Origin of the sequence: Bordetella sp. 02P26C-1, from assembly GCF_009763255.1 — a bacterium.
Lineage (GTDB): Bacteria > Pseudomonadota > Gammaproteobacteria > Burkholderiales > Burkholderiaceae_B > Bordetella_A.
Map to the genome: position 1 here is coordinate 215257 of NZ_WSJB01000010.1, position 11493 is coordinate 226749.

Below are 11493 nucleotides of genomic sequence, written 5' to 3' on the forward strand. Positions count from 1 at the left end.
TGACCCCGAAGGGTGGATCAAAGTCCAACTTTCGGGGGTCAGTTCACTTCTGCTGGCCCTTTTCTTTGCCTGATTGCTCAGGGTATTTATGCGTCAAGTTTCTGCTTGAGCAGTTCGTTTACCTGCTGCGGATTGGCCTTGCCCTTGGCGGCCTTCATGATCTGGCCCACCAGCGAGTTGAAGGCTTTCTGCTTGCCGGCGCGGTATTCCGCGACAATGGCAGGGTTGGCGTTAAGCACCTCGTCGATCATCGCGCCGATGGCGCCGGTGTCGCTGATTTGCTTGAGGCCTCGGGCTTCGATGATGGCGTCCGGATTGCCGCCTTGTTCGCCGGCCCACATGGCGGCGAAGACATCGCGGGCGATCTTGTTGGAGATCGTGCCGTCAAGGATGCGGCCGATCAGGGCTGCCAGGGCAGGGGCCTGGACCGGCGCGTCGGCGATGTCTTTTTCCTCGCGGTTAAGCGTGGCGGTGACTTCGCCCATGACCCAGTTGGCGGCCTGTTTGGCCTGGCCGGCCGGCAGGGCCCGGGCGACGGCTTCGAAGTAGTTCGCCACGTCGCGGCTGGCGGACAGCTGGGCGGCGTCATAGGCGGACAAGCCATAGTCGCGCACAAAGCGTTCACGCAGGGCGGCGGGCAATTCGGGCATGTCGGCACGCACTTGCTCGATCCATTCCGGCGAGATGATGAGCGGCGGCAGATCAGGATCGGGGAAGTAGCGGTAGTCGTGCGCGTCTTCCTTGCTGCGCATGCTGCGGGTCTCGTCGCGGTCGGCGTCGTAAAGACGCGTTTCCTGTACGACCGTGCCGCCGTCTTCGATGAGTTCGATCTGGCGCCGGGCCTCGAACAAGATGGCGCGTTCGAGGAAGCGGAACGAGTTGACGTTCTTGATTTCGGTGCGGGTGCCGAATTCCTTCTGACCGACCGGGCGCACGGAGACGTTGGCGTCACAGCGGAAGGAGCCTTCTTGCATGTTGCCGTCGCAGATGCCGAGCCAGACGACCAGGCTGTGCAGGGCACGCGCGTAGGCAACGGCCTCCGCGGCCGAGCGCATCTCTGGTTCCGTGACGATTTCCAGCAGAGGCGTGCCGGCGCGGTTCAGGTCGATGCCGCTGGCGGGGTTGCCGTTGGCCAGCGTGAAGTCGTCGTGTAGCGACTTGCCGGCGTCCTCTTCGAGGTGCGCGCGCGTCAGGTTGACGGTTTTTTCCTCATCGCCGACGAAGAACGAGATCGAGCCGCCCTGAACCACGGGCAACTCGTACTGGCTGATCTGGTAGCCCTTGGGCAAATCGGGATAGAAATAGTTTTTACGCGCAAAGACCGAGCGCGGCGCGATAGTGGCGCCCACGGCCAAGCCAAAACGGATGGCACGTTCGGCGGCGCCGCGGTTCATGACGGGCAGGCTGCCCGGCAAGGCCAGGTCGACCACGTTGGCTTGCGTGTTGGGCGCGGCGCCAAAACGCGTGCTGCTGCCCGAAAAAATCTTGGCGTCGGTGGAAAGCTGCGTGTGCGTTTCCAGGCCAATCACGATTTCCCAGTTCATTGCTCACTGCCTTGCTGGCCGGGCACGCGACGGTGCCAGTCGGTGACTTGTTGATAACGGTCGGCGATGGCCAGGAGGCGGCCTTCGTCGAAATAGTTGCCGATGATTTGCAGGCCGACCGGACGGCGCTGACCGGTGCCGCCAAACCCGCAGGGGACGGACATGGCCGGCAGGCCGGCGAGGCTCACGCCCAGCGTGTAGACGTCGGCAAGCCAGTCGGCGGTGGGATCGTCGCGGTTTTCGCCGAGATCTTTCGCCACGGTGGGGGCGACCGGGCCCATGATGACGTCGCAATGGTCGGCAAAGGCGCGCTGGAAGTCCTGCGCGATCAGGCGACGCACGCGCTGCGCTTGCAGGTAATAGGCGTCGTAGTAGCCGTGAGACAGCACATAGGTGCCGATCAGGATGCGGCGCTTGACCTCGTCGCCAAAGCCTTCGGCACGCGAACGGGCAATCATTTCGTTGAGGTCGGCGTATTCCTGCGCGCGGTGGCCGTAGCGCACGCCGTCATAGCGGGCGAGGTTGCTGGAGGCCTCGGCGGGGGCGATGACGTAATAGGCCGGGATGGCCAGCTCGGTGCGCGGCAGCGAAATCGATACGTGCTCGGCACCGAGGGCTTCGAATTGCGCGAGGGCGGCTTCGACGGCGGCGGCGACATCCGGGGCGAGGCCCGCGCCGAAGTATTCCTGCGGAACACCGATACGCAGGCCTTTGAGCGGCTGGCTGCCCGAGGCGTCGTAGCCGGCCTGAGCCGAATCGAAGGCGGCGCGGATGCGGCCCGGGACATTGGGCGCGCCGTCGCAGCTCTCGAGACTGGTGGCGTCAGCCGGATCGAAGCCGCTCATGGGGTCGAGCAGTTCGAGCAGGTCACGGCTGCTGGGCGCGAGCGGGCCGGCTTGGTCCAGGCTGGAGCCAAAGGCCACCATGCCGAACCGCGAAACGGTGCCGTAGGTGGGCTTGATGCCGCTCACGCCGCAGAGCGCAGCCGGTTGGCGCACGGAGCCGCCGGTGTCGGTGCCTGTGGCGGCGGCGACCAGGCGCGCTGCGACGGCGGCCGCCGAGCCGCCCGAGGAGCCGCCGGGGACGGCATTGGCGTCCCAGGGGTTACGCACGGGGCCGTAGGCGGAGTTTTCATTGGCCGAGCCCATGGCGAATTCGTCGCAATTGAGCTTGCCCAGCGAGACGGCGCCGGCGGCGTGCAGGCGCTGCACGACAGTGGCGTCGAACGGGCTGGCGTAGCCCTTGAGCATCTTGCTGCCGGCGGTGGTGTGCCAGCCACGGGTGACGAAGGCGTCCTTGTGGGCGATCGGGATGCCAGCCAGGGGTCCGGCGGTGCCGGCGGCCAGGGCCGCGTCGGCCGCGTCGGCTTGCGCCAGCGTGAGCGCTTCGTCCACGTGCAGGAAACTGTTCAGATCACGGGCAGCGTCAATCGCGGCCAGCGCGCTCTGAGCCAGCTCGCGGGCGCTGACCTGGCGCTCGGCGAGCGCGGCGCGCAGTTCGGCGATCCCGCCGAATTGGGTGTGCAAGGCGGAAGTAGACATGATTTATTCGATGACCTTGGGGACCAGGAACAGGCCGTCTTGCGCGTCCGGGGCGTTGGCCAGGAGTTCGGCGCGTTTGGCGTCGGAGGCGATTTCGGTCACGGCGTCCGGTCGCAGACGCAGGCTGATGTCCTGGTGTGCCGAAAGTGGATGCGCGAGCGGCTCGACCCCGGTGGTATCGGCGGCCTGCAGGCGTTCGATCAAATGGAGGATGCCATTGAGCTCGTCCTGCGCGCGGGCGCGCTGGTCGGGAGTCAATTCAATTCTGGCCAGCCGGGCAATGCGGGCCACGTCTTGTTCGTTGAGCGCCATGTAGGGGAATATGAGAGAAATCGAAGGAGTCGCAACGGAGCGGGCTACGGGTTTTGCGCAGCCCGGCCCAGATGACAAAGCATGTAATACCACTATTTTTGCGCTATTTAGAGGGAAATTATAAGTTATCATTCACGGTTTAATCGCTGCAGCTTGGCGGCGGGCTGGTGCATATGGCCTGCGCGCTGCGGCCCGGCACTATTTCTGAATCTCGCTGAGCCCTCATGTTCGGATTCCTGCGCAGTTATTTCTCCAGCGATATGGCGATCGACCTCGGTACCGCCAATACGCTGATCTACGTCCGGGGCAAGGGCATCGTGCTCGACGAGCCTTCGGTCGTCGCTATCCGCCATGAAGGCGGACCCAATGGCAAAAAAATCATCCAGGCCGTCGGTCAGGAAGCAAAACAGATGTTGGGCCGCGTGCCCGGCAATATCGAGGCCATCCGGCCCATGAAGGACGGCGTGATCGCCGACTTCACGGTGACCGAGCAGATGCTCAAGCAGTTCATCCGCATGGTCCACCCGCGCAACATGCTGGCCCCGAGTCCGCGCATCATCGTGTGCGTGCCTTGCGGTTCGACCCAGGTCGAGCGCCGGGCAATCCGCGAATCGGCTCTGGGCGCGGGCGCCTCGCAGGTGTATCTGATCGAAGAACCGATGGCGGCGGCAATCGGCGCTGGTCTGGCGGTATCGGATGCCAGCGGCTCGATGGTGGTCGATATCGGTGGCGGTACGACCGAAGTGGCCGTGATCTCGCTGGGCGGCATGGTGTACAAGGGTTCGGTGCGCGTGGGCGGCGACAAGTTCGACGAAGCCATCGTGACCTATATCCGCCGCAATTACGGGATGTTGATCGGCGAACCCACTGCCGAATACATCAAGAAGGAAATCGGGTCTGCCTTCCCCGGCTCCGAGGTGCGCGAAATCGAGGTCAAGGGTCGTAATTTGGCCGAAGGCGTGCCGCGCAGCTTCACGGTGTCGTCCAACGAAATCCTGGAGTCGCTGACCGATCCGCTCAACCAGATCGTGTCCGCCGTCAAGATTGCGCTGGAACAGACGCCGCCGGAACTCGGTGCCGACATTACCGACAAGGGCATTGCCCTGACCGGTGGCGGCGCCTTGCTGCGCGATCTGGATCGGCTGCTCCAGGAGGAAACCGGTCTGCCCGTGGTGGTGGCCGATGATCCCTTGACCTGCGTGGTGCGCGGCTGCGGCGAAGCGCTCGAGCATCTGGAAAAACTCGGCGCGATTTTCATCAACGAATAAGTCTGTGTGGTCAGCGGGGCGTCACGCAGAGGGCGACGCCCGGCGTGATCGATCCCGACTGACGCCGAACCTGGGTTTTCATGCAACGACAAGGGTCTCCACCGCTGTTCAGGCGTGGGCCGCCGGTAGAAATCAGGCTGGCCGCCCTGGTTACCTTGTCGGTCATCCTGCTGGTGCTCGACGCGCAATTCCATTTGCTCGAGCCGGTGCGCCGTGTCATCTCTATCGGTCTGTACCCCTTTCAACGCACGGTGATGGCGCCGCGCGATCTGACGCGGCAATTCACCGAATGGGTCGACGCGGCCAACAATAATCGCGCCGAGAATGAGGCGCTGCAGCGGCAGCGGATCGAATTGTCGCAAGTCACCACGCACGCCGCGCAGCTGGCGGCGGAGAACGCGCAGCTTCGGCGGTTGCTGGGCGTGACCGACACGGTGGATCAAGCCACGGTGGTGGTCGAGGTCCTCTATGAGCCGGCCGACAGTTTCCAACAACGCCTGGTATTTAACAAAGGCAGTCGAGACGGCCTGGCCGCGGGCATGCCCGTGATCGATGAGGGCGGCGTGGTCGGCCAGATTGTGCGCGTGACGCCGCAAGCGTCCGAGGCGGCGCTGGTGACGGACGAAAGAGTGTCTGTCCCCGTACAGGTGCTGCGCAATGGCTTGCGGCTGATCGCATTCGGGTCGAACACGCCCGGCCGGATGGAGGTGCGTTACCTCGCGGCGAACGCGGATATCCAGGAAGGCGATACCATCGTAACCAGCGGCGTGGGCGGATTGTTCCCCGCCGGTTTGCCGGTCGCCAAGGTGCTGACGGTCGAGCGCGATACCGCCTCGGGCTTCGCGCGCGCGGTGTGCGAACCGCTCGCCCACCCCGAACGGCATCGCCATTTCCTCGTGCTGCAGGTGGATGTCGCTCGTGCTGGATCCGAGCTTAAGGAGGCCGAGTCCGGTGGATCGCAATAACTATTCATCTGTATCGCGAGCGCCTCGGCGAATCGGTACGCCCCGCAATGTGCCGCCGGAACATCTGGCGAGCTCGGCGAGTGTGTTTGTCGTATGGGGCACGGTACTGGTCGCGTGGCTGGTGTCGATGCTGCCCTGGCGGGTTTGGGAAGGCGCGCCCGATGTACTGCTTATGGTGATTGCGTTCTGGTGTGTCCACGAGCCGCGCCGCATCGGTTTGACGGCCGCGTTCTGCTTTGGGTTGTTGATGGATGTGCATGATGTCAGCGTGCTGGGCGTACATGCGCTGTCGTACACCTTGGTGGCGTACGGCGCGGTGGCCCTGCACCGCCGGCTCGTGCATTTTGACTTGCTGAGGCAGGCCATCCATATGCTGCCCGTTTTTTTCGTGGCGAGACTGGTGCAGCAAATCGTCACGGCCTGGCTGGCCGGAAGTTGGCCTGGTTGGGATTGGGGCATTAGCGTGCTGCTGATGACGGCGATGTGGCCGGTGCTGGGCTTCGTGCTGCATTTGCCGCAGCGGGGCGCCGACGATGTGGACTCCTCCGCGGTCTAGCGCCCCGGGGATGATGGCCCGTCATGTTTGAGTTCAAGAAAACCGCGATCCAGCAAAAGCAGCGCTTTGCGCTGCGCGCGTGGGTGGGCGGTTTGTTTGCGCTGGTGTGCTTTGGCGTGCTGGTTGGGCGGTTCTGGTATTTGCAGGTGGATCGCTACGAAGGCCTGTCCGAGCGCGCCGATCGCAACCGCATTGCGGTGGTGCCTATCCCGCCGCGTCGTGGCGAGATTCTGGACCGCAATGGCGTGGTGATGGCCAGGAACTACCGGACCTATACGTTGGAGGTGGTGCCCGGCCAGGTCGGCGACATTGATGCCATGCTGGAGCGGCTGACCCCGGTGGTTTACATCAGCCCTGGGGATCAACGCCGGTTCAAGCGCCGGGTCAAAGAGTCCGGGCGTTACGCCAAAATCATCCTGCGCAATAACCTGAACGACACCGAGGCATCGTGGTTTGCGGCGCATGCGTTTGAATTCCCGGGCGTGGAATTGCGCGCGCGCTGGGTGCGGGAGTATCCACAAGGCGCGACGGCAGGCCATGTGGTGGGTTACATCGGCCGTATCTCGGAGAGCGATGTCGAAGCGCTGGAGGAAGCCGGCGAGCTAGGCAATTACCGCGGCACGGACGTCATCGGCAAGAAGGGCATTGAGAAAAGTTGGGAAACCGCGCTGCATGGCAAGACCGGGTTCGAAGAAGTCGAGGTCAACGCGAGCGGCAGACCGATACGTACGTTAAAGCGTATCGATCCCGAGCCCGGTGTGGATGTGATGCTGTCGATCGACCTGGGCTTGCAGCGTGTGGCCGAAGAGGCTTTCGGCAAGCACCGCGGCGCGCTGGTGGCGATCGATCCAAATACAGGCGAGGTGCTGGCGTTCGTGTCCAAGCCCGCCTTTGATCCGAATCTGTTCATCGACGGCATCGATGTAGAGAACTGGCGGCTGCTGAACGAATCGCCGGATCACCCGCTGATTAACCGGCCGCTTTATGGCACCTATCCCATCGGATCGACGTATAAGCCCTTTGTTGCCCTGGCCGCGCTGGAGCTGGGCGTACGCGATGCCAAGACGCGGTTCTCCGACCCTGGTTATTACGAGTTCGGCAACCAGCGCTTCCGTAATGCGGGCGGCGCGGCCTATGGCATGACGGACATGCACAAGGCGATTGTGGTGTCTTCGGATACGTATTTTTATTCGCTGGGTCCGGAGATCGGCGTGAATCGGCTGCATGACTTTGCCAAGCAGTTCGGCTTCGGTCAGATCACGGGGATCGATCTGGATGGCGAGCGTATGGGCGTGCTGCCCTCTACCGATTGGAAGCGTCGCGCTTATAAAGACCGGAAACAACAGCAGTGGTATGCGGGGGAAACGATTTCGGTCGCGGTGGGGCAGGGTTATAACTCGTTCACCTTGCTGCAGTTGGCGCAGGCGACGTCGACCTTGGCGAACTACGGCGCCTATCGCAAGCCGCATCTCGTGCATGCCACCCGAAATGCCGATACGGGCGAGACCACGCCCACGCCGTCTACACCCGAATACCGGATTCCTTTAAAACGGGAAAACGTGGATATCGTCAAAAATGCGATGGTTGGCGTGGTCCGCAGCGGGACGGCGCGGCGGGCGTTTGCCAATACGCCGTATCAGGCGGCCGGCAAGACAGGTACGGCACAGGTGTTCAGCCTGCGTGGGGGAAAGTACCGGGCGGCCGAGATCGATGAGCGCTTGCGCGATCATGCGCTTTTCATGGGCTTTGCGCCGGTCGAGAATCCCAGCATCGCGGTGGCGTTGCTGGTGGAGAACGCCGGCTGGGGCGCCAGCGTCGCGGCGCCGATTGCGCGGACCGTGTTCGACTATTGGCTATTGCGTCACAACGAGCAAACGCCGGGGACGTCGGTGCTCGCACCGTCGGGGGTGTCGCCTTTGAATGTGCCGCCGACCCAGCCCGCGTCCGAGCCGGAAGACGAAGAAATGATGGTGCCCGAACGCGTGCCCGGCGCCACGCGGCCGGAAGATCCCGTGGAGCCGCCGCCCGGCGTGGTGCTGGGCGAGCTGTCGGAGGAGGACTCCCTGCCGCCCCTGGTGCCCGGCTCGGACACGCCGCCGCCCAATTTGCGACCACGGCCCGCGCCGAAACCCGCGCCCGCGCCCCAAGCGCCTACCGTGACGCGACGCCCGTATACGGCGCCCGCGTTGTCCGATCTGACGGACTTGTTTGAGTCTTCTGGCTCGAGGGTCAAGCCATGAAACGTCTGGGCGCCATTCTGGCGCGTGTGTTCCTCGCGTTCGATTGGCCGTTGCTGGTCATCCTGTTGCTCTTTGCCGCTCTGGGGCTGACGATCATGCATTCGGCCGTCGGTAATACCGATTGGCGCTTTGCCGAGCAATCGCGCAATTTTTTGATCGCATTCGGCGCCATGTGGGTAGTGGCATTGGTGCCGCCGCCCATGTTGATGCGCCTGGCCTTGCCGTTTTACATCGTCGGTGTGGTGTTGCTGCTAGGGGTGGAGTTTTTTGGCGAGACCAGCAAGGGAGCCACGCGCTGGCTGAACCTGGGCGTGACCCGGATTCAGCCTTCGGAGATGATGAAGATCGCGGTGCCGATGATGCTGGCCTGGTATTTCCAGCGGCATGACGGCGAGGTGAGGATACGGGACTTCTTTGTCGCCGCCGCGATGTTGGCCGCGCCATTTGGATTGATCGTCTTGCAGCCCGATCTCGGCACGGCACTGCTGGTGTTCGGCACCGGGTTTTGCGTGATCTATTTCGCCGGTTTGTCGTTCAAGCTGCTGACGCCTATCGTGATTGCCGGCGTGATTGGCATAGGGACGTTGATCTATTACGAAGACCAATTGTGCGAACCCGCCGTGGACTGGGTGGTGTTGCATGACTATCAAAAACAACGTGTCTGCACCCTGCTCAACCCGAGCTCGGACCCCTTAGGCAAGGGCTTTCACACGATTCAGTCGATGATCGCGGTGGGCTCGGGCGGCTTATACGGCAAGGGCTATATGCGCGGCACGCAGACGCATCTGGACTTTATTCCCGAACGTACGACGGACTTTATTTTCGCGGTCTATGCGGAGGAGTTCGGTCTGTATGGCGGCGTGGCGATGCTGCTGTTGTATGCGCTTTTCATTGCGCGGGGATTGACGATCGCGAGGCGGGCGGCGACGCAGTTTGGCCGGTTAATGGCCGGCGCGTTGTCGATGATGGTGTTTATCTACGTCTTCGTGAATATCGGCATGGTGACAGGCATCTTGCCGGTCGTGGGCGTGCCGCTGCCCTTTATGAGCTACGGTGGTACCGCGTTGCTGACGATGGGTATCGCCTGCGGGATTTTGATGAGCATCTCGCGATATCGGGGCGAGCCGGCTTAGCGCGGTAATACGAGCAAGCGTCCCGGTTGCGTCGGGTGCCGCAGTACATCCGCATCGATGTCGTAGATGCTGCGTAGGTTCGCCGGTGTGAGGACCTGTGCAGGCGTGCCGTACGCGATGATCGTGCCACCACCTAGCAAAATGAGTTCATCGCACCAATGCGCGGCAAGATTGATATCGTGCAGGCTAATCAATGCGCCGATGTGGCGTTGATCGGTCAGTTCAGATGTGGTGCGTAGCAGCTCGATCTGATGGCGTGGATCCAAGGCCGATATCGGCTCATCGAGCAGCAGGTAGCGTGGTAGATATTCGGCTTCTGCACCGGCACCGGCGTCGGTCGTGCCATCGGCGCGGCCCACGTCCGTCTGTGTGTTGGTGTCGGGCAGAATGACGAGCATCTGGGCCAGCACGCGCGCGAATTGCACGCGCTGCTGTTGGCCGGCGGACAGGCTCAGGTAAGGCGATCCATACAGATCGGCGACGCCCGCCAGTGTCATGGCTTCATGGACCAGTTGCTCGACCGCAGCGGGAGCCAGTTCAGGAAAGGGATAAGCGCCTGCGCTGACGACTTCGTGGGCGCAAAGGTCAAAGCTCAAGGCCGGGTTCTGAGGCAGTACCGCGCGCTGTCGCGCCTGCGCTTTCGCGCTAAGCGAGGCGAGCGGCGTGCCGTTCAATTCGACGTGGCCGGCGTCCAGAGTCAGCTCGCCCGCCAAGGCGGCGAGCAGCGTGGACTTGCCGGCGCCGTTTGCACCCAGGAGGCCGATCATCCGGCCGGGGACGAGCGTGACCGTGATGTCGCGCAAGATGGGCTTGCCATCCCGCGATACGCACAGATTGTTTGCTTGCAAGGCCATTAGAATCGCCGGGCTCGGGTCAGGAGCCAAAGAAAGAAAGGACCACCGATGAGGCCAGTCACCAAGCCTATCGGCAGCTCGGCGGGCACGACCGCGACGCGAGCCGCCCAATCCGCCACGGTGAGTACCAAGGCCCCCAGCAGCATGGAGCCTGTGAGCAGCCAGCGGTGATCGGGGCCCATCAATAGCCGCACCAGATGCGGCACGATCAGGCCGATAAAGGCGATCCCGCCCGTCGCCGCGACCAGCGGTCCGATGATGAGCGCCGTCACGACGACGAGCTTGCGACGCACGCTGACCATATCAAAGCCTATGTGGTGCGCCTCGCGTTCACCCAATAACAGTGCGTTCAAGACCCGCCATTGGCGCAACAGCCAGAGCGAGCAAAGCAGGGTCCAGGGAGCGAGCACGGCGAGCATGGGCCAGGAAGCACCGGCCAGACTGCCCAGATTCCAGAAAGTCAGGTTGCGCAACTGCGCATCCGAGGCGAGATAAATGAGAACGCCGATCAGGCTGCTGGCGATCGTGTTGATCGCAATACCGGCCAATAGGATGCCCGCGACGCCGGCCATATGTCTGCCGACGGCATAAGCGGCCGCGGTGGCGAGCAGACTACCCACGAACGCCGCCGGTGCCGTGACGGCGAGGCCGCCGGCCGTCAACACAATGGCCGCGACGGCGCCTAGCGCACCTCCCGCTGAGATCCCGATCAGCCCCGGTTCCACGAGGGGATTGCGAAACAGGGCCTGCATGGTCGCCCCAGCGATCGATAATCCCGCGCCCGCGACGATGGCGAACAGCACGCGCGGCAGGCGAATTTCCAACAGGATGTCGCGCCATAGCGATTGCGTGTCATTGGCCGCACCGAATATCAGGATGTGTACAGCGTCGCTGACCGGAATATCGACGGCGCCTCGAGAGGCGGCAAGCAGACCGACGAGCAGAAGGGCGATACCCAGCACAATCAGCAGCGCAGGCCGGCGAGGCGTTGCGGTGGACGGGAGGGGGCGAACAGAATGGGAAAGCGGCACAGGGCGTCTCCGGCGGCCTGATGACCGGGACTAGGCATTTTAAAGGCAA

The 11493-nt window shown here is 63.3% G+C and carries 10 protein-coding genes; 5 read left to right on the plus strand and 5 right to left on the minus strand.

Annotation, left to right across the window (positions count from 1 at the left end; translation table 11 throughout):
* Positions 1–86: 86 nt before the first annotated feature.
* The 3 genes from gatB to gatC are packed head-to-tail and all read right to left on the minus strand — an operon-like array spanning position 87 to position 3397.
* Positions 87–1544, minus strand: a complete 1458-nt coding sequence (gene gatB, locus GOQ28_RS06705) for an Asp-tRNA(Asn)/Glu-tRNA(Gln) amidotransferase subunit GatB (RefSeq protein ID WP_160348921.1) — start codon at positions 1542–1544, stop codon at positions 87–89.
* Positions 1541–3085, minus strand: coding sequence for an Asp-tRNA(Asn)/Glu-tRNA(Gln) amidotransferase subunit GatA (gene gatA / locus GOQ28_RS06710; protein WP_160355894.1), 1545 nt, complete (start codon positions 3083–3085; stop codon positions 1541–1543). Before gatA ends, gatB begins: the two co-directional genes overlap by 4 nt.
* 3 nt (positions 3086–3088) lie before the next feature.
* Complete coding sequence (gene gatC / locus GOQ28_RS06715) at positions 3089–3397, minus strand: Asp-tRNA(Asn)/Glu-tRNA(Gln) amidotransferase subunit GatC (RefSeq protein WP_160355895.1); 309 nt, start codon at positions 3395–3397, stop codon at positions 3089–3091.
* A 224-nt stretch (positions 3398–3621) separates the two neighbouring features.
* On the opposite strand from gatC, the gene GOQ28_RS06720 reads away from it, so the two are divergent.
* From GOQ28_RS06720 to rodA, 5 genes are all read left to right on the plus strand, one after another.
* Positions 3622–4665: a rod shape-determining protein gene (locus tag GOQ28_RS06720; RefSeq protein WP_160348918.1), complete on the plus strand. Its 1044-nt coding sequence runs from the start codon at positions 3622–3624 to the stop codon at positions 4663–4665.
* Between the two features lie 80 nt (positions 4666–4745).
* Entirely contained in the window at positions 4746–5630 is an 885-nt protein-coding gene (gene mreC / locus GOQ28_RS06725; RefSeq protein WP_160355896.1) for a rod shape-determining protein MreC, read from the plus strand.
* The gene (mreD, locus tag GOQ28_RS06730) at positions 5617–6186 is read left to right on the plus strand and encodes a rod shape-determining protein MreD (protein WP_336603750.1); all 570 of its coding nucleotides are present in this window, start codon (positions 5617–5619) and stop codon (positions 6184–6186) included. The genes mreC and mreD overlap by 14 nt, the downstream gene beginning before the upstream one ends.
* A gap of 23 nt (positions 6187–6209) precedes the next feature.
* A complete protein-coding gene (gene mrdA, locus GOQ28_RS06735; RefSeq protein ID WP_160355898.1) occupies positions 6210–8426 on the plus strand; it encodes a penicillin-binding protein 2 in 2217 nt (738 codons plus the stop codon).
* Positions 8423–9559 carry a rod shape-determining protein RodA gene (rodA, locus tag GOQ28_RS06740; protein ID WP_160355899.1) on the plus strand — a complete coding sequence of 379 codons (1137 nt, stop codon included), beginning with the start codon at positions 8423–8425 and terminating at the stop codon, positions 9557–9559. Before mrdA ends, rodA begins: the two co-directional genes overlap by 4 nt.
* Here rodA and GOQ28_RS06745 read toward each other — a convergent pair.
* Positions 9556–10413: a heme ABC transporter ATP-binding protein gene (locus GOQ28_RS06745; protein ID WP_160355900.1), complete on the minus strand. Its 858-nt coding sequence runs from the start codon at positions 10411–10413 to the stop codon at positions 9556–9558. The genes rodA and GOQ28_RS06745 overlap by 4 nt on opposite strands.
* Positions 10413–11381 carry a FecCD family ABC transporter permease gene (locus GOQ28_RS06750; RefSeq protein WP_160355948.1) on the minus strand — a complete coding sequence of 323 codons (969 nt, stop codon included), beginning with the start codon at positions 11379–11381 and terminating at the stop codon, positions 10413–10415. The genes GOQ28_RS06745 and GOQ28_RS06750 overlap by 1 nt, the downstream gene beginning before the upstream one ends.
* Between the last annotated feature and the right edge of the window lie 112 nt (positions 11382–11493).

Bases quoted from the DNA above. Each gene is read 5' to 3' on its own strand.
- gatB (WP_160348921.1), bottom strand. From the start codon at position 1,544: ATGAACTGGGAAATCGTGATTGGCCTGGAAACGCACACGCAGCTTTCC.
- gatA (WP_160355894.1), bottom strand. From the start codon at position 3,085: ATGTCTACTTCCGCCTTGCACACCCAATTCGGCGGGATCGCCGAACTG.
- gatC (WP_160355895.1), bottom strand. From the start codon at position 3,397: ATGGCGCTCAACGAACAAGACGTGGCCCGCATTGCCCGGCTGGCCAGA.
- GOQ28_RS06720 (WP_160348918.1), top strand. From the start codon at position 3,622: ATGTTCGGATTCCTGCGCAGTTATTTCTCCAGCGATATGGCGATCGAC.
- mreC (WP_160355896.1), top strand. From the start codon at position 4,746: ATGCAACGACAAGGGTCTCCACCGCTGTTCAGGCGTGGGCCGCCGGTA.
- mrdA (WP_160355898.1), top strand. From the start codon at position 6,210: ATGTTTGAGTTCAAGAAAACCGCGATCCAGCAAAAGCAGCGCTTTGCG.
- rodA (WP_160355899.1), top strand. From the start codon at position 8,423: ATGAAACGTCTGGGCGCCATTCTGGCGCGTGTGTTCCTCGCGTTCGAT.
- GOQ28_RS06745 (WP_160355900.1), bottom strand. From the start codon at position 10,413: ATGGCCTTGCAAGCAAACAATCTGTGCGTATCGCGGGATGGCAAGCCC.